The sequence below is a fragment of the Brachybacterium atlanticum genome (assembly GCF_025669985.1).
GTDB classification, from domain to species: domain Bacteria; phylum Actinomycetota; class Actinomycetes; order Actinomycetales; family Dermabacteraceae; genus Brachybacterium; species Brachybacterium conglomeratum.
In genome coordinates this window covers 124,675-142,911 of sequence record NZ_JAKJJW010000001.1, presented here as the reverse complement: position 1 = coordinate 142,911, position 18,237 = coordinate 124,675, and the positions used below count along the sequence as shown (strand labels likewise).

The window sequence follows — 18,237 nt, the reverse complement described above, 5'->3', positions numbered from 1 at the left end:
GACTGGAGAAGGATCATGTCGAAGACCTACACCGTGCCGCCGCCGCCCCATCACAACGAGGGGAAGACCGTCGCGGCGTGGACGATGAACATGGGCATCGTGATCGGCTCCGTCCCGATCGCCGCGGGCCTCATCCTCCCCGAGATGACGGTGCTGATCTGGGTCGGCGCCGCGATCGTCGTGCTCGCGATCCTGGCCGGCGTCGTGATGTCCAAGGCCGGCCTCGGCCAGCCCAAGAAGTACGGCCACCCGGTCGCCGAGGCCGTCGCCGTCGCCGAGACCCGTCCCGACGAGGCCCCTGCCGAGGCCGGCGCCCGGTGACCCTCGCGGCGCAGGAGCGGGACGAGCAGCTCGGCGCGGGAGGACCCGCGCGCGGTGCGCACCGGCTCCTGCTGCCGCTCGGCATCATGGGCGCCGCACTGGCGCTCGCGGTCGGGGTGCAGCTGATCTTCGACCCGTTCCGCACCCATGTGCCGCTGTGCATCGCCAACCACCTCACGGGCATCGAGTGCCCCGGCTGCGGAGCGCTCCGCGCCGTGCACTCCCTGCTCGCCGGCGACCTGCTGCTGGCCCTGCGCAGCAACCTGCTGATCATCCTCGCGATCCCGCTGACCGCGATCGGCATGGGGGTGTGGACGCTGCGCCGGGCGCGGGGCCTCACCACCGAGCTCACGCCCTCCAGCACGACGGTGCTCGTGCTCACCGGCGTCGTGCTGGTCTTCACGGTGCTGCGGAACCTCCCCGCCTTCTGGTTCCTGACACCGATCTCGTACGTCGGCGGCTGAGCCCCGCCCCGCGGACCGCAGCCTCGTGCGCGGCGCCGCCCCACCCGCTTCAGGAGGATCGAGTGACCACCACCGGAACCGTTCTCGACGACATCATCGTCGGCGTCCGCGAGGATCTCGCCCCCCGGCGTCGCGCCGTGCCGGACGCCCAGATCGAGGCGCGCGCTCAGGCCGCCGCCCCCGCCCTCGACGCCCGCGCCCGACTGGCCGGCGACGGCACCACCATGGGCCTGATCGCCGAGGTCAAGCGCGCCAGCCCCTCCAAGGGCGCCCTGGCGGAGATCCCCGAGCCGGCCGAGCTCGCCGGCACCTACGCGGACTCCGGAGCCTCCGCGATCAGCGTCCTCACCGAGCAGCGCCGGTTCCGCGGCTCCCTCGCCGACCTCGACGCCGTCCGCGAGCGGGTCGACGTGCCGGTGCTGCGCAAGGACTTCGTCGTCGAGCCGTACCAGGTGCACGAGGCCCGCGCCCACGGGGCGGACATCGTGCTGCTGATCGTCGCCGCGCTCGAGGACGGTCCGCTGCAGGAGCTGTACGCGCTCACCGGCGAGCTGGGCATGCAGGCGCTGGTCGAGACCCATACGGAGGAGGAGCTCGAGCGGGCCCTCGCCCTGGACCCGCAGCTCCTCGGCGTCAACGCCCGCAACCTCAAGGACCTCACCGTCGACCTGGACCGTGCCGCGGCCCTGCTGCGCCGCATCCCCGCCGGCCCCCTCGCCATCGGCGAGTCCGCGGTCGCCGCCCGCGCCGACGTCGAGGCCTACGCCGCCGCCGGTGCGGACGCCGTCCTGGTCGGCGAGGCCCTGGTGACCTCCGGGGACCCCGCCGGCGCCGTCTCCTCGTTCCGCAGCGTCGCCCGCCGCGGCCGCCCCCTCCCGGAAGGAGCCCAGGCATGAGCACCCCCGACCCCGTGCTGCCCGACCTCACCCGACCCTCGACGGCGCTGCGCTCCGAGGCCGGGCCCTACTTCGGCGACTTCGGCGGGCGCTTCCTGCCCGAGGCGCTCGTGCCCGCCCTCGACGAGCTCACCGAGACCTACGAGAAGGCGATCGTCGACCCGGAGTTCACCGAGGAGCTGCGGCGTCTGGCCGCCGAGTACACCGGGCGTCCCTCGCTGCTGTCCGAGGCGCCGCGCTTCTCGGCCCTCGCAGGCGGCGCGCGGATCCTCCTCAAGCGCGAGGACCTCAACCACACCGGCTCGCACAAGATCAACAACGTGCTCGGCCAGGCGCTGCTGACCCGACGCATGGGCAAGACCCGCGTGATCGCCGAGACCGGCGCGGGCCAGCACGGCGTCGCCACCGCGACCGCCGCGGCCCTGTTCGGGCTCGACTGCACGATCTACATGGGCGCCGAGGACACCGAGCGCCAGGCCCTCAACGTCGCCCGCATGCGCCTGCTCGGCGCCGAGGTGGTCGCCGTCGAGCAGGGCTCCCGCACCCTCAAGGACGCGATCAACGAGGCCTTCCGCGACTGGGTCGCGAACGTGGAGACCACCCACTACCTGCTGGGCACCGTCGCGGGACCCCACCCGTTCCCCGCCATGGTGCGCGACTTCCACCGCATCATCGGCGAGGAGGCCCGCGCCCAGACCCTCGAGCGCGTGGGCCGACTGCCCGACGCGGTCGTCGCCTGCGTCGGCGGCGGCTCCAACGCGATGGGCATCTTCCACGCCTTCCTCGACGACACCGATCCGCTCGTGCGCCTCGTCGGCTGCGAGGCCGGCGGCGACGGCGTCGCGTCCGGCCGCCACTCGGCGACCATCACCGGCGGCTCCGCCGGTGTGCTCCACGGCGCGCGCAGCTTCGTCATGCAGGACGAGGACGGCCAGACCATCCCCTCGCACTCCGTCTCCGCCGGACTGGACTACCCCAGCGTCGGCCCCGAGCACGCCTGGCTCGCCGACATCGGCCGCGCCGAGTACCGCGCGATCGACGACGGCCCCGCCATGGAGGCCTTCGCGCTGCTGTCCATGACCGAGGGCATCATGCCCGCGATCGAGTCCGCCCACGCCCTCGCCGGCGCGCTCGAGCTGGGACGCGAGCTCGGGGAGGACGCCGTGATCCTGGTGAGCCTCTCCGGACGCGGGGACAAGGACGTGGACACCGCCTCGCGCTGGTTCGGGCTGGTGGGCGACGATCCCGCGCGCGCCGACCTCGCCGTCCTGCGCGATCTCGCCCGCACCGCAGCACCCGCCGCCCAGGAGGAGGCCCGATGACCGCCGCCGACACCCGCCGCCTGCGCGCCGGCGACGTCCTGGACCGCGCCCGCGCCGAGGACCGCGCCGCGCTCATCGGCTACCTGCCCGTCGGATATCCCGACCTCGAGGGCTCGATCGAGGCCGCGAAGGTGCTCATCGACCACGGCGCGGACATGATCGAGCTGGGCCTGCCCTACTCCGACCCCGTCATGGACGGGGCCGTGATCCAGCAGGCCGCCTCCGCCGCGCTCGAGCGCGGCACCCGCACTCGGCAGGTCCTGGAGGCCGTCGAGCAGCTCTCCGGCCGCGGCGCCGCGATCCTGGTGATGAGCTACTGGAACCCGGTGCTCGCCTACGGGCCCGACGCCTTCGCCCGCGACCTCGCCGCCGCCGGCGGCGCCGGGCTGATCACCCCCGACCTCATTCCCGACGAGGGCGCCGACTGGATCGCCGCCTCCGAGCAGCACGGCGTGGACCGTGTGTTCCTCGTCGCACCGAGCTCCCCGCGGGACCGGCTCGAGCATGTGGTCTCGCACACGCGCGGATTCGTGTACGCGGCGAGCACCATGGGCGTCACCGGCACCCGGGCCAGCGTCTCCACCGCCACGGAGGGCCTCGTCGAGCGCACCCGGGCGGCCGGGGCGAGGAACGTCTGCGTGGGTCTGGGCGTCTCGAACGGTGAGCAGGCCGCGCAGGTCGGCGCGTACGCTGATGGAGTGATCGTCGGCTCCGCCTTCGTGCGCGCCCTGATCGAGCACGAGGGCGACGACGCGGCGGCCCGCACGGCCCTCGCGGCCGTCGCGGCGGATCTCCGCGGCGGCGTCGAGCGCGCCCGCACCTGACCAGCCCCGCAGGACCGACAGCCGAGAGGAGTGCACGCGATGATCCCCAGCCCGAGCATCTCCGCCCTCTCCCTCGGCCCCCTCACGATCCACTTCTACGCCCTGTGCATCCTCGCCGGCATCGGCGTGGCGCTGTGGTGGGCGACGAAGCGGTGGGAGGCCCGCGGCGGCGACGGCGACACCCTCTTCGACATCGTCTTCGTCGCGGTGATCGCCGGGATCATCGGCTCTCGCGTCTGGCACGTTCTGACCTCCCCGGCGCCCTTCTTCGGGCCAGGGGGCGACCCGCTCTCGGTGCTCTACATCTGGCAGGGCGGGCTCGCGATCTACGGCGGCGTCGCCGGCGGTGCCCTCGCGGTGTGGATCATGGCCCGGCTCAAGGGCGTCTCCTTCACCGCGCTGGCCGACACGATCGCCCCCACCATCATGCTCGCCCAGGTGCTGGGCCGCTTCGGCAACTGGTTCAACCAGGAGCTCTACGGCCCGCCGCTGGACGCCTGGTGGGCATGGGACGTGACCTGCGAGACGAACGGGACCACGATCGCCGGCTGCGTGCCGGGCACCTACCACCCCACCTTCCTGTACGAGCAGCTGTGGAATCTCGCCGGCCTCGCCGTGCTCCTGCTGCTCAGCCGCCGCTTCCAGTGGGCGGGCGGCCGCGTGTTCTGGGCCTATGTCGCGATCTACTCCACCGGCCGCGCCTGGATCGACGCGATCCGCTCCGAGCCCGTGCTGATGGTCGGCCCGCTGCGCATCCACACCCTCGTCGCCCTGCTCATGGTGCTCGTGGGGGTGGGGATGTTCGTGTTGCTCACCCTGCGCAAGCAGAAGCGCGGGGGAGAGGTCGTCGCCGCCGACGGCTCCTTCAGCCTGCCCGCCCAGACCGAGGGCAACGGCCCCGACGAGGACGAGGTCGAGAAGTCGGGCACGCCTCCCTCTCCCGGCCCCGCTCCCTCACCCGGCCCCTAGGGCCCCTCCTCCAGCGGCGCGAAGCGCGCGGAGGGCGGCCCGGGGCCCGGGCGCTCGTCGGATCCTCGACGAGCTCGTCACCGGCCGCCGCTCCAGAAGGGCTCCCGCGTCATGCTCCCCCTCACCTCCCGCTTCTCGTCCCTCCCCGCCGCCCAGGGCCTCTACCGGCCGGACAGCGAGGTCGACTCCTGCGGCGTCGCGATGATCGCGACGCTCCGCGGCACCCCCCAGCACCGCATCGTCCAGCACGCCCTCGAGGCACTGCGGAACCTCGATCACCGCGGCGCGGTCGGCGCCGAGGAGAACACCGGTGACGGCACCGGGATCATGGTCCAGCTGCCCGACGCCTTCCTCCGTGAGGTCAGCGGTCTGGATCTGCCGCCGCTGGGGCAGTACGCCGCCGGCATCGCCTTCGTGCCCCGCGAGGCCGACGGCCGCGCCGCCGTGCTCGAGACCCTCGAGCGCGTCGCCGCCGAGGAGGGCCTGCGACTGCTCGGCACCCGCGAGGTACCCGTGACCGACGGGCTCGTCGGCCCCTCGGCCGAGAAGGTCCGCCCCGACTTCGTGCAGGTCTTCCTCGCCGACGCCCGCGCCGAGCGCACCGGCCTCGAGCTCGAACGGGCCGTCTTCGCCACCCGCCGCCGCGTCGAGCACGCCACCGGGGGCTACTTCCCCTCCCTCTCGACCCGCGTGATGGTGTACAAGGGGATGCTCACCCCCGTCCAGCTCGACGAGTTCTACCCCGATCTGCGCGACCCCCGCTTCGCCTCCGCCCTCGCGATCGTCCACTCGCGCTTCTCGACCAATACCTTCCCGGCCTGGGCACTCGCCCACCCCTTCCGCACCCTCGCCCACAACGGCGAGATCAACACGGTGATCGGCAACCGCAACCGGGTCCAGGCGGCCGAGGGATCGATGGCCACCGACGCCTTCGGCGAGGACTTCTCCCGCCTGCTGCCGATCACCACACCCGGCGGCTCGGACTCCGCGGGCCTCGACGAGGTCGCCGAGCTGCTGCACCTCTCCGGCCGCTCCCTGCCCCACGCGCTGATGATGCTGGTGCCCGAGCCGTGGGAGAACGACGAGTCGATGGACCCGGACCTGCGGGCCTTCTACGAGTTCCACGCCGCGCTCCAGGAGCCCTGGGACGGGCCCGCGGCCGTCGTCTTCTCCGACGGCACGCAGGTCGGCGCGCGCCTGGACCGCAACGGCCTGCGTCCGCTGCGCTACTGGGTGATGGAGGACGACCTGGTGATCCTCGGTTCCGAGACGGGCGTCGTGGACGTCCCCCGCTCCGAGGTGGTGCGCACCGGCCGCATCGCCCCCGGCGAGATCTTCCTGCTCGACCTCGAGGCGGGCGAGATCGTGCCCAGCGACGAGCTCAAGCACGAGATCGCCACCGCCCGCCCCTACGCCACCTGGGTGAAGGAGCAGAAGGTCGCGCTCGGTGACCTGCCCCGGCGCGAGCACATCACCCACTCCCGCTCCTCCGTGCTGCGCCGCCAGCAGACCTTCGGGTACACGGAGGAGGAGCTGCGGGTGCTGCTCGCCCCGATGGCCGCCAAGGGCGCCGAGCCGCTCGGCGCCATGGGCACCGACACCCCCATCGCGGTGCTCTCGGACCGACCCCGGCTGCTGTTCGACTACTTCACGCAGATGTTCGCGCAGGTCACCAACCCGCCGCTGGACTCGCTGCGCGAGGAGATCGTCACCTCGCTCGGGGTGAGCATCGGCCGGTCCCGGAACCTCCTGGACGCGACCCCGCAGCATGCCCGGCAGCTGTCGCTGGACGCTCCGGTGCTGGACAGCGACCAGCTCGCGCAGCTGCTCGCGGTCGACGCCCACCCCGCCACGGCCGACTTCCACACCGTGCGGCTGCGCGGCCTCTACCCGGTCGCCGGCGGCACCGCCGCGCTGCGCGCACGGCTCGAGGAGATCTGCGAGGAGGCCGTCGCCGCGATCGATGACGGCGCGACCTTCCTGGTCCTCTCCGACCGCGACACCAACCAGGTCCTCGCCCCGATCCCCTCGCTGCTGATGACCAGCGCCGTCCAGCACCACCTGGTGCGCACAGGCCGACGCACCTCCGCCGCGCTCGTGGTCGAGGCCGGGGACGTGCGCGAGGTGCACCACGCGGCGCTCCTCATCGGCTACGGCGCCAGCGCGGTCAACCCCTATCTCGCGATGGAGAGCGTCGAGGAGCTCGTCGAGCGCGGGGTGGTCAGCGACCTCAGCCCCGAGCAGGCCGTCGCGAACCTCGCCAAGTCGCTGTCCAAGGGTGTCCTGAAGATCATGTCCAAGATGGGCATCTCCACCGTCGCCTCCTACCGCGGCGCCCAGATCTTCGAGGCCGTGGGCCTCAGCCAGGAGCTGGTGGACACCTGGTTCCCCGGCACCATCAGCCGCATCGGCGGCATCGACCTCGAGGTCATCGCCGAGGAGATCGCCGCCCGCCACGCCCTGGCCCATCCGGTCGACGGCGTGCACCCGCCCCACCGCGGCCTGCCCGTCGGCGGCGAGTACCAGTGGCGCCGCGAGGGCGAGCCGCACCTGTTCACCCCCGAGTCGGTGTTCCGCCTGCAGCACTCCACCCGCGCGAGGAAGTACGACGAGTTCCGCGCCTACACCGACGCGGTCGACGAGCAGCACGAGCGGCTGCTGACGATCCGCGGGCTGCTGCGCCTGCGCACCGACGACTCGCCCGCGATCCCGCTGGAGGAGGTCGAGCCGGTCGAGTCGATCACGCGACGCTTCATGACCGGTGCGATGAGCTACGGCTCCATCTCCCAGGAGGCCCACGAGACCCTCGCGATCGCCATGAACCGCCTCGGCGGCATGTCCAACAGCGGCGAGGGCGGCGAGGACCCCGAGCGCCTGCACGACCCCGAGCGGCGCAGCGCCATCAAGCAGATCGCCTCCGGCCGCTTCGGCGTGACCAGCGAGTACCTGACCTTCGCACGCGACATCCAGATCAAGATGGCGCAGGGCGCGAAGCCCGGCGAGGGCGGACAGCTCCCGCCCGAGAAGGTCTACCCCTGGATCGCCCGGACCCGCCACTCGACCCCCGGCATCGGACTGATCTCCCCGCCCCCGCACCACGACATCTACTCGATCGAGGACCTCGCCCAGCTGATCCACGACGCGAAGAGCGCGAACCCGGCCGCGCGCGTGCACGTCAAGCTCGTCTCCCGCTTCGGGGTCGGCACGGTCGCCACCGGCGTGTCGAAGGCCCATGCGGACGTCGTGCTCATCTCCGGGCACGACGGCGGCACCGGCGCGAGCCCGCTGAACTCCCTCAAGCACGCCGGCACCCCCTGGGAGCTCGGCCTCGCCGAGACCCAGCAGACCCTGCTGCTGAACGGGCTGCGCGACCGCATCACCGTCCAGGTCGACGGGCAGATGAAGACGGGCCGCGACGTGGTGATCGCGGCGCTGCTCGGGGCCGAGGAGTACGGCTTCGCCTCCGCGCCGCTGGTCGTCACCGGCTGCGTCATGATGCGCGTCTGCCACCTGGACACCTGCCCCGTCGGCGTCGCCACCCAGAACCCGGAGCTGCGCGCCCGCTACGCGGGCCGGGCCGAGCATGTGGTGACCTTCTTCCAGTTCGTCGCCGAGCAGGTGCGCGAGCACCTCGCCGCGCTCGGGCTGCGCTCCCTGGACGAGGCGATCGGACGCACCGACCTCCTCGCCCTGCGCGAGGACCAGCGGGCGCTCACCGCGCTCGGCGAGGCGAAGCGCGAGGGCCTCGACCTCGCCGCCGTGCTCGCCGCGCCCGAGATCCACCCCGGCGACTTCCCGCGCCGCCGCCGCGGCCAGGACCACGGCCTGGAGAAGGCCCCGGACCATCCCTGGATCGCTGCGGCCGAGGAGGTGATCGATGCCCGCGCGGGCACGGTCCGGATCCCCGGGCAGGTGCGGAACATCGACCGCAGCGCGGGCACCCTGCTCGGCCACGAGGTCACCCGCCGCACCGACGGCGCGGGCCTTCCCGACGACGCGATCGTGCTCGAGCTGACCGGCACCGGCGGACAGTCCTTCGGGGCGTTCCTCCCGCGCGGCGTGAGCATGCACCTCACCGGCGATGCGAACGACTACGTCGGCAAGGGGCTCTCGGGCGGCGTGATCGCCGTCGGCCACGGCGCCGGCACCGGGCCCTCGCTGACCTCCGCCCCGATCGCGGGCAACACCTGCGCCTACGGCGCCACCAGCGGCCGCCTGCTGCTGGCGGGCGCGGCGGGGGAGCGGTTCGGGGTGCGCAACTCCGGCGCGACCCTGGTGGTCGAGGGGATCGGCGACCACGGCGCCGAGTACATGACCGGAGGCGCCGTGATCGTGCTCGGCCCGACCGGCCGCAACCTCGGCGCCGGCATGAGCGGCGGCACCCTGTTCGTCCTGGACCTGGACCCCTCCTGCCTGAACCCGGCCGATGCCCGGGGCTTCTCCGTCGCCCCTGTGCGCGAGGAGCACCGCGGCTTCGTCCTCGAGGCGCTGCGCGACCACCTGGCCCGCACCGGCTCCGACCGGGCGGCCGCGCTGCTGGCCGACGAGGAGGAGCTGATGGGGCGCCTCACGGAGATCGCGCCCCGCGCCTTCCTCACCATCACCGCGATCCGGGACGACGCGGTGGCCCAGGGGCTCGACCCCGATGCGAACGATGTCTGGAACGAGATCATGGAGGCCACCCATGGCTGATCCCCGAGGATTCCTGCGCACCCGCGACCGCGAGCTGCCCGCCCGCCGCCCGGTCCCGGTGCGCCTGATGGACTGGCGCGAGGTCTACGAGGCCCGCGAGAAGGGCACCCTCTCGGTGGTCTCCCGCCAGGCCGGGCGCTGCATGAACTGCGGCATCCCCTTCTGCCACCAGGGCTGCCCGCTGGGCAACCTGATCCCGGAGTGGAACGACCTGGTCTACCGCGACGACTGGGAGGAGGCCGCCGAGCGCCTCCACGCGACCAACAACTTCCCCGAGTTCACCGGCCGCGCCTGCCCCGCCCCCTGCGAGTCCAGCTGCGTGCTGGGCATCAACCAGCCGCCGGTGACGATCAAGAACGTCGAGGTCTCGATCATCGACCGCGCCTTCGAGGAGGGCTGGGTGCGCCCGGTCCCCGCGACCCGGCACACCGGCCGCTCCGTCGCGGTCGTCGGCTCCGGGCCGGCGGGCCTCGCCGCCGCCCAGCAGCTCACCCGCGCCGGCCACGCCGTGGTCGTGCTCGAGAAGGACGACCGCCTCGGCGGTCTGCTGCGCTACGGCATCCCCGAGTTCAAGCTCGAGAAGCGACACGTCGACCGTCGCCTCGCCCAGATGCGTGAGGAGGGCACCCGCTTCCGCACCGGCGTCGACGTCGGCGGGACCGGCGAGGGTGCGCTGTCCGTCGAGGAGCTGCGCACCCGCTTCGACGCGGTCGTGCTCGCGACCGGCGCGAGCGTCCCGCGCGAGCTGGCCGTCCCCGGCCGGGAGGCCGCCGGGATCCACCCCGCCATGGACTACCTCACCCAGGCGAACCGCCTCGTCGAGGGCGACTGGCTGGGGGAGCGGATCTCCGCCGAGGGCAAGGACGTGGTGATCATCGGCGGCGGCGACACCGGGGCCGACTGCCTCGGCACCGCGCTGCGCCAGGGCGCCCGCTCGGTGACGACTCTCGCCATCGGCACCCAGCCGCCCAGCGAGCGGGACGAGTCCCAGCCCTGGCCCACCCACCCGGTGCTCTTCGAGGTCTCCACCGCCCACGAGGAGGGCGGCGCACGCTCCTATCTCGCCTCCACCACCGGCTTCGAGGTCGACGCGGACGGCGCCGTGACGGGCCTGAGCGTGGCCCGGACGCAGTTCGTCGACGGTCGCCGCACCCCCACCCCCGGCACCGAGACCGTGCTGCCCGCCACCCTGGTCCTGATCGCGATGGGCTTCACCGGCGCGAAGGAGCAGGGGCTGATCGAGCAGCTCGGTGTGGAGATGACCTCACGCGGCACCGTCGTGCACGACGGCTCCTGGGCCACCTCGGCGCCCGGCGTCTTCACCGCGGGCGACTGCGCCCGAGGCCAGAGCCTCATCGTGTGGGCGATCGCGGAGGGCCGCTCCTGCGCGGCGGCGGTCGACGAGCACCTGATGGGCACCAGTTCCCTCCCGCGCCCCGTGCGCCCCGGCGAGAAGCCTGTCACAGTGTGAAAGACTAGGCGGAGTACACGCGACGCCGCGGCCCTGTCACGGCGCTCGCGCGCTGTCCTGCGGGCCGCGGCCCTTCACTCGAACTACAGATGGGTTGACATGCGCAAAGCGAAGATCGTCTGCACCCTTGGTCCCGCGACCAACACCTACGAGCAGATCCGGACGCTGATCGAAGCCGGGATGAACGTGGCGCGGATGAATCTCAGCCACGGCACTCACGAGGACCACGAGCAGGTCTACGCCAACATCCGCAAGGCCTCCGACGACCTCGGCAAGAACGTCGCCGTGCTCGTCGACCTGCAGGGCCCGAAGATCCGCCTGGGCAACTTCGCGGACGGTCGCCACATCCTCGAGGTCGGCGACACCTTCACGATCACCACCGACGACATCGTCGGCACGAAGGAGCGCGTCTCCACGACGTTCAAGGGCCTGCCGGGCGACTGCCGCCCCGGCGACGTGCTCCTCATCGACGACGGCAAGGTCTCCGTGCGCGTCACCGACGTCACCGAGACCGACGTGACCACCGTCGTGGAGGTCCCCGGGCCCGTCTCCAACCACAAGGGCATCAACCTGCCCGGCGTGGCCGTCTCCGTCCCCGCCATGAGCGAGAAGGACATCGCGGACCTCCGCTGGGGCCTCGCCCTCGGCGCGGACCTGATCGCCCTGTCCTTCGTGCGCGACGCCCACGACATGGACGACGTGCTCCGCATCATGCAGGAGGAGGGGCGCCGCGTCCCGGTCATCGCGAAGATCGAGAAGCCGCAGGCCGTGCGCGCGCTGCGCTCGATCGTCGGCGCCTTCGACGGCATCATGGTCGCCCGCGGCGACCTCGGCGTGGAGCTCCCGCTCGAGCAGGTCCCGCTCGTGCAGAAGCGCGCGATCGAGCTGGCCCGCCGCAACGCGAAGCCCGTGATCGTGGCCACCCAGGTGCTCGAGTCGATGATCGAGAACCCGCGCCCCACCCGCGCCGAGGCCTCCGACTGCGCCAACGCCATCCTCGACGGCGCCGACGCGGTCATGCTCTCGGGCGAGACCAGTGTGGGAAAGTACCCCTTCGAGACCGTGCGCACCATGGCGCGCATCGTCACGAACACCGAGGAGAACGGCGCCGACCGCATCCTGCCGCTGGGCACCATCCCGCACACCCGCGGCGGTGCGATCACCCGCGCGGCCTCGGAGATCGGCGACCAGCTCTCGGCGCAGTACCTGGTGACCTTCACCGAGTCCGGCGACACCGCGCGCCGCCTCTCGCGGCTGCGCCCCACCATCCCGCTCCTGGCGATGACCCCGTACCCCGAGGTCGCTCGCCAGCTGTCCCTCACCTGGGGCGTCGAGGCGCATCTGGTGCCCATGCAGAAGGACACCGACGAGATGGTCACCGTCGTCGACGAGCTCCTGCGCGAGCAGAAGGGGCTGCAGAAGAACGACCTGGTCATCATCGCGGCCGGTTCGCCCCCCGGCGTCCACGGCTCGACCAACACCCTGCGCGTGCACCGCATCGGCGACCTCGACGGCACCGAGTCGGCCCGCATCGAGGCCGACCGCATCGCCACCGGCCAGTGAACGCCGAGCAGTGACCTGCGGGCGAAGGCCCGTCCGGCCCGGGGGAGACCCCGGACCGGCGACGGCGCCCGCGGCCGATGGCCGCGGGCGCCGTCCCGTGCGTGCCGGGTGCGGGACTCGAACCCGCACGCCCTTGCGGACAGCGCATTTTGAGTGCGCCGCGTCTACCGTTCCGCCAACCCGGCCTGCCCTCGGGTGCCGAGGGCTGGACTAGGATACCGCTGATGACCACCGGCCACCGCCGACGGGTGCAGAGCACCCGGGCGCCGGCCCCGACCAGACACAGGGCGACATGACTGACGACTTCACCGAACTTCCCGACGACGCCCAGGACACCGCCGCCGCGGGTGATGCACCGCGCCGCACCGCGGTCGTCGCCGAGGACGAGAGCCTCATCCGCATGGACATCGTCGAGACGCTCACCGAGGCGGGCTTCGACGTGATCGCCGCCGTCGGCGACGGCGAGAGCGCCATCGAGAAGACCCGGGAGCTGCGCCCCGACGTCGTGATCCTCGACGTGAAGATGCCCCAGACCGACGGCGTCACCGCCGCCGAGAAGATCGGCGAGGAGAACCTCGCCCCCGTCGTGATGCTCACCGCCTTCTCGCAGTCAGAGCTGGTCGAGCGGGCGCGCGACGCCGGCGCGATGGCCTACGTCGTCAAGCCCTTCACCCCGGCGGACCTCCTGCCGGCCGTGGAGATCGCGATCTCCCGCCACCAGCAGATCGTGCAGCTCGAGTCCGAGATCGCGGACCTGGGCGAGCGCTTCGAGACCCGCAAGCGCGTGGACCGCGCCAAGGGCCTGCTGCAGACCAACATGGGCCTGTCCGAGCCGGAGGCCTTCCGCTGGATCCAGAAGACCTCCATGGACCGTCGACTGACCATGCGCGAGGTCGCCGAGGCGGTCGTCGACCAGCTCGGCGGCCAGGGCAAGGACTGAGGGCCGGCAGGCACCATCGACCGGCGCGCGGGGGGCGCGCCGGTCCTGTGGAGGGGGACACCGAGCACATGAGCATCACGCGACGCACGCTCGTGCGCGGGCTCGGGGCCGGTGTGCTCGGGGCCGGGGCGCTGAGCGGCTGCAGCCAGGGCGGCGGGATCGGCCGCGGGAGGCGCCGTCGCCCCACCACCACCGAGCCCACCGCGGGTGACCTCGAGGAGCCAGACCAGCCGCTCGTGATCGGGCAGATCGGCGCCTCCTACGGCCGGATGGCGAGGTTCGAGGAGGCGATCGCGGTCTCGATCGACGAGGCGAGGATCGACGTCAACGCCCGCTGGGAGGGCCTGTTCGGCCAGGAGGTCGTGCTCCTGGAGCGCCACGTCATGGAGGCGCCCGGCGAGGACCTCGCCCCGGTCATCGCCGAGATGGCCGATGCCGGCGCCACCTGCGTGATCACCTCGATCGACGAGGAGACCCTGATCGCGGCGATGCCCGCGCTGGTCGAGGCGCAGCTGGCGATCCTCGACGTGCTCACCTCCGGGATGGGCGTCCGCGCGGCCGAGGTGAAGACCTCGAACCTGCTGATCCGCCTCGCCCCCAACGACCGCGTGATGGCGGCCCGCTACGCCGAGGAGGCCCTCGGCGGCGGGGGAGGGGAGAAGTCCGGGCCCGCCGGCACCGTCGCCTATCTCTCCGAGGACACGCTCCAGGGACGCAGCCTCCTGAACGAGATGACGCAGGTGCTGAACCCCTCGAGCGGCCGTGTCGTCAGCCAGCAGTTCTACGAGGTCGGGAAGATCGGTGACATCGGCGCCCGGGTGAAGGCGGTCCTCGAGTCCCCGCCCGCGCTGCTGGTCGCCAACGGCGGGGCGGAGCTCGCCCCGTTCCTCTCCGCCCTGCACACCGCGACCCTGGACGAGGGCAAGCGGCCCAGGATCGAGTTCCCGCGGCGGATCTCGCCGGCGGCGACGATCGACTACTCGCAGGAGCCGGTCGCGAAGGATCTCGCCCCCGAGTCGCTGACCGCCGTGACCGGCTACGAGCCGGGCGGCGAGATCACCGTCGGCCACGAGAACATGATGCTCAACCGCAATCCCGAGTTCCTGCGGCGCGGCTACGCCTACTCGCAGCACGGCTACGACGCGGTGGTGATGCTGTGCCTCGCGGCGCAGCACGCCCTCTCGGTCGAGGGCACCGCCCTCGCCGCGGCCCTGAACGCCGTCCTCACCGGCAGCGAGGAGTGCACCGACTTCGAGGAGTGCCGCCGGGTGATGACCACGGCGCTGGAGGCGGGGGAGAAGGCCACCGTCGCCTACGTCGGCCGGATGGGGAAGGTCGAGCTCGGCGGGCAGTCGGACGCCCGCGTCGGCCAGCTGCGGGAGTACACCTGGAACGAGGCGAACGTGATGCAGCCCGGCACCGCGGGAGGCTTCGAGGCGCCCGAGTGAGGCGCGCCCGGGCGGCGACGGCGCCGCTCAGCGCGGAGGCAGCAGCTGCGTCGCGACCGTGATCGTGCTCAGCAGGGTCCCGGCCTCGTCGTGGACGTCCACCAGGTAGCTCGCGACCTGACGACCGAGATGGCGCGGGGTGCACGTCGCGGTGACCCAGCCCTCGCGCGCCGAGCGATGGTGCAGGGCGGAGACAGAGGTGCCCACCGCTTGGGCCCCCTCGCCGTGCACCTCGCGGGCGCGCAGCAGCGCCGCGACCGAGGCGATCGACTCGGCCAGCGCGATCGTCGCCCCGCCGTGCAGCAGCCCGGCCGGCTGGGTGCTGCCCGCGACCGGCATCCGCATCGTGCCGCCGCTCGGGGAGAGGGTCAGCACCTCCATGCCCAGCCGCTCCACGAGCGTCTGGGCGAAGGACGCCTCGAGCTGGGCGGCGAGCCGCGCGTCCAGCGGCGCCGGCGCCCCCTCGGTCGCGCCGACGGGGGCGGTGGCGGGGTCTGCGGGGCGGATGCGCTGATCGGACATGCCCCGAGACTGCCACAGCCCCCCGGGTGCGCGGAGGTGATCGCGACATGGGAGACTGCTCCTCATGAGTGCGAGCGACACCGATGACCAGCGCCTCCTTCTGATCGACGGCCACGCGATGGCGTTCCGGGCCTTCTTCGCCCTGCCTGCGGACGGCTTCAGCGATGGCCGCGGCCAGGCCACCAACGCCGTCTACGGCTTCACCCGCATGATCATCAACGTCGTCGCCTCCGAGCGGCCCACCCATCTCGCGGTGGCCTTCGACCTGCCCGGCGGGACCTTCCGCGACCGCATCTACGACCAGTACAAGGGCGGCCGCGACGAGACCCCGCAGGCCTTCCACGGCCAGATCGGCCTGATCCAGCAGGTGCTGGACGCGCTCGGCGTGCGCTGGCTGACCTACGAGGACTACGAGGCCGACGACATCATCGCCACCCTCGCCACGCGCGCGCAGGAGCAGGGCCACGAGGCGCTGATCGTCTCGAGCGACCGCGACGCCATCCAGCTGGTGGGGGAGAAGGTCACCCTGCTCCAGCCCGTCAAGGGCGTCACCGAGATGCGCCGGATGACCCCCGCCGCCGTCGAGGAGAAGTACGGGATCCCGCCGGAGCGCTATCCGGACCTCGCCGCGCTCGTCGGCGAGGCGGCGGACAACCTCCCCGGCGTCCCCGGCGTCGGCCCGAAGACCGCCGCGAAGTGGATCGTGCAGTACGACGGGCTCGACGGCGTGCTCGCGCACGCCGAGGAGATCAAGGGCAAGGCCGGCCAGTCCCTGCGCGACCACATGGAGGACGTCAGGCGCAACCGGCTGATGAACGCCGCCTTCACCACCCTCGAGCTGCCCGAGGACCCCGGGCACTACGCCCTCGGCGGCGGGGACCGCGCCCGCGTGCTCGAGGTGTTCGATGACCTCGCCTTCGGCGACACGATCCGCCGCGACCTCCCCGCCGCGCTGCTGGGCGAGGACGTGGCCGAGGAGGCGGCCCCCGAGCCCGAGGCCGACGTGCTGCGCCTGCGCGATGCCGCCTCCCTCGCCTCCCTGCTCGGCGAGGAGGACGCCCCGCTCTCCCTCGACCTCGTCGAGGACGTGCGCGGCGGGGCGCTGCTGGGCCTGGCGACCCCGGAGCAGGCCGGCGCCGCCGCGCTCGGCGCCCTGGACTCCGAGGCCTCCGAGCTGCTCGGCGCGGCCCTCGAGGGCTCCCGGGAGCTGCGGATCGCGGACGTCCCCGCCCTGCGCGATCGCCTGGCGGAGAACGGCTACCGCCTCGGGGACGGCGTGCGCGACCTGGCGCTGGAGTCCTTCGTGCTGCGCCCCGGCGCCCGCAGCTACGACACCGAGGCCCTCGCCGCGGATCTCGCGGGCGCGAGCTTCGAGCCGAAGCCGCGCAAGCCCGCCGAGTCGACCCTGAAGAAGGAGAGCGCGGAGACCCGCGCCGAGCACATCGCCCGGGCTGAGGACCGCCTCGCGAGCGCCGTCTCCGCCCTGCACCCCGCCGCCGCGGAGCTCGCGGACCGGATCGAGGCCGCCCCCTGGGCGGGGAGCATCCTCGACGACCTCGAGCGCCCCCTCCAGCGGGTGCTCGAGACGATGCACTCCCGCGGCATCGCGATCGACCACGCCGCGCTGCAGTCCCTGCGCGAGGAGTTCGAGGGCTTCGTCGCCCAGGCCAGGCGCGAGGCCGGCGAGATCGTGGGGGAGGAGGTCAACCTCGCCTCCCCGAAGCAGCTGCAGGTGGTGCTCTTCGAGACCCTCGCCCTGCCCACCACGCGCAAGATCTCCTCCGGCCACTCCACCGACGCCGAGTCCCTCACCGATCTGAGGGAGTCGCTCGACCCGGATTCCGCCGGCCACCGTTTCCTCTCCTGGCTGCTGCGCTTCCGCGAGATGAGCAAGCTGACCGGCTATCTCGTGGGCCTGGACAAGGAGATGGACACCGGCTCCCGCGTCCACACCACCTTCCAGCAGACCGCCGCGGCGACGGGTCGGCTCGCCTCGACCGAGCCGAACCTGCAGAACATCCCCGTGCGCACCTCCGAGGGGCAGCGGATCCGCGACGTCTTCGTCGCGGGCGAAGGCTTCGAGTCGCTGATGACCGCGGACTACTCGCAGATCGAGATGCGCATCATGGCCCACCTCTCCGAGGACGAGGGGCTGATCGCGGCCTTCCGCTCCGGGGAGGACCTCCACAACTTCGTCGCCTCGCGCGTGTTCGGAGTGAGCCCCGACGCGGTCGATCCGGCCATGCGCTCCAAGACCAAGGCGGTCAGCTACGGCCTCGCCTACGGGCTCTCCGCCTTCGGCCTCTCCCGCCAGCTGCGGATCTCCCGCGCGGAAGCGACCGCGCTGCGCGACGGCTACTTCGAGCGCTTCGGCGGGGTGCGCGACTACCTCCACCGCAGCGTCGAGAAGGCCAGGGAGACCGGCTACACCGAGACGATCCTCGGCCGGCGCCGCTATCTCCCGGACCTCACCAGCGACAACCGGCAGCGTCGCGAGAACGCCGAGCGGGTCGCGCTGAACTCCCCGATCCAGGGCAGCGCCGCGGACCTCATCAAGCTCGCGATGCTCGCCGTCGAGGAGCGGATGCGCGAGGCGGGGCTGCGCTCGCGCATGCTGCTCCAGGTCCATGACGAGCTCGTGCTCGAGGTCGCCCCCGGCGAGGTCGAGCAGGTGCGGGAGATCGTCGAGGACGGCATGGACTCGGCCTACGAGCTCTCGGTCCCGCTCGAGGTCGGCATCGGGGTGGGACGCACCTGGCGCGAGGCGGCCCACTGAGGACTGGTGCCTCCGTCGCCGCCCCGTCG

13 protein-coding genes and 1 tRNA gene are annotated in these 18,237 nt (G+C 72.8%); 12 read left to right on the top strand and 2 right to left on the bottom strand.

All coding sequences use genetic code 11. The annotated features are described in order from the left end of the window. Nucleotides 1-15: 15 nt before the first annotated feature. From L3K22_RS00630 to pyk, 9 genes are all read left to right on the top strand, one after another. The gene (locus L3K22_RS00630; protein WP_263309703.1) at nt 16-321 is read left to right on the top strand and encodes an HGxxPAAW family protein; all 306 of its coding nucleotides are present in this window, start codon (nt 16-18) and stop codon (nt 319-321) included. Continuing rightward, complete coding sequence (locus L3K22_RS00625) at nt 318-785, top strand: DUF2752 domain-containing protein (RefSeq protein WP_263309702.1); 468 nt, start codon at nt 318-320, stop codon at nt 783-785. Before L3K22_RS00630 ends, L3K22_RS00625 begins: the two co-directional genes overlap by 4 nt. Nucleotides 786-847: 62 nt before the next feature. Next, nucleotides 848-1,681, top strand: coding sequence for an indole-3-glycerol phosphate synthase TrpC (gene trpC / locus L3K22_RS00620; RefSeq protein ID WP_263309701.1), 834 nt, complete (start codon nt 848-850; stop codon nt 1,679-1,681). Beyond that, complete coding sequence (gene trpB, locus L3K22_RS00615) at nt 1,678-3,003, top strand: tryptophan synthase subunit beta (protein ID WP_263309700.1); 1,326 nt, start codon at nt 1,678-1,680, stop codon at nt 3,001-3,003. Before trpC ends, trpB begins: the two co-directional genes overlap by 4 nt. Continuing rightward, nucleotides 3,000-3,827, top strand: coding sequence for a tryptophan synthase subunit alpha (gene trpA / locus L3K22_RS00610; protein ID WP_263309699.1), 828 nt, complete (start codon nt 3,000-3,002; stop codon nt 3,825-3,827). The genes trpB and trpA overlap by 4 nt, the downstream gene beginning before the upstream one ends. A gap of 39 nt (nt 3,828-3,866) precedes the next feature. Further along, on the top strand, nt 3,867-4,796 hold the full coding sequence (gene lgt / locus L3K22_RS00605) for a prolipoprotein diacylglyceryl transferase (RefSeq protein WP_263309698.1): 930 nt from the start codon (nt 3,867-3,869) through the stop codon (nt 4,794-4,796). 111 nt (nt 4,797-4,907) lie between these two features. Further along, the gene (gene gltB / locus L3K22_RS00600) at nt 4,908-9,488 is read left to right on the top strand and encodes a glutamate synthase large subunit (protein ID WP_263309697.1); all 4,581 of its coding nucleotides are present in this window, start codon (nt 4,908-4,910) and stop codon (nt 9,486-9,488) included. Further along, nucleotides 9,481-10,959 (top strand): glutamate synthase subunit beta, encoded by a 1,479-nt coding sequence (locus L3K22_RS00595; protein ID WP_263309696.1) that lies wholly within the window; start codon nt 9,481-9,483, stop codon nt 10,957-10,959. Before gltB ends, L3K22_RS00595 begins: the two co-directional genes overlap by 8 nt. A 99-nt stretch (nt 10,960-11,058) precedes the next feature. Then, complete coding sequence (pyk, locus tag L3K22_RS00590; RefSeq protein ID WP_263309695.1) at nt 11,059-12,522, top strand: pyruvate kinase; 1,464 nt, start codon at nt 11,059-11,061, stop codon at nt 12,520-12,522. A gap of 102 nt (nt 12,523-12,624) precedes the next feature. Here the strand turns inward: pyk and L3K22_RS00585 are convergent. Next, nucleotides 12,625-12,707: transfer RNA gene (locus tag L3K22_RS00585), tRNA-Leu, on the bottom strand. Between the two features lie 107 nt (nt 12,708-12,814). Here L3K22_RS00585 and L3K22_RS00580 point away from each other — a divergent pair. Next, complete coding sequence (locus tag L3K22_RS00580) at nt 12,815-13,462, top strand: ANTAR domain-containing response regulator (protein ID WP_040367239.1); 648 nt, start codon at nt 12,815-12,817, stop codon at nt 13,460-13,462. 68 nt (nt 13,463-13,530) lie between these two features. Next, a complete protein-coding gene (locus tag L3K22_RS00575) occupies nt 13,531-14,910 on the top strand; it encodes an ABC transporter substrate-binding protein (protein WP_263309694.1) in 1,380 nt (459 codons plus the stop codon). Between the two features lie 27 nt (nt 14,911-14,937). Here L3K22_RS00575 and L3K22_RS00570 read toward each other — a convergent pair whose 3' ends face one another. Then, on the bottom strand, nt 14,938-15,432 hold the full coding sequence (locus L3K22_RS00570) for a hotdog fold thioesterase (protein WP_263309693.1): 495 nt from the start codon (nt 15,430-15,432) through the stop codon (nt 14,938-14,940). A gap of 64 nt (nt 15,433-15,496) precedes the next feature. Between L3K22_RS00570 and polA the strand changes: the two genes are divergently transcribed. Next, nucleotides 15,497-18,208, top strand: a complete 2,712-nt coding sequence (polA, locus tag L3K22_RS00565) for a DNA polymerase I (RefSeq protein ID WP_263309692.1) — start codon at nt 15,497-15,499, stop codon at nt 18,206-18,208. Nucleotides 18,209-18,237 lie beyond the last annotated feature (29 nt).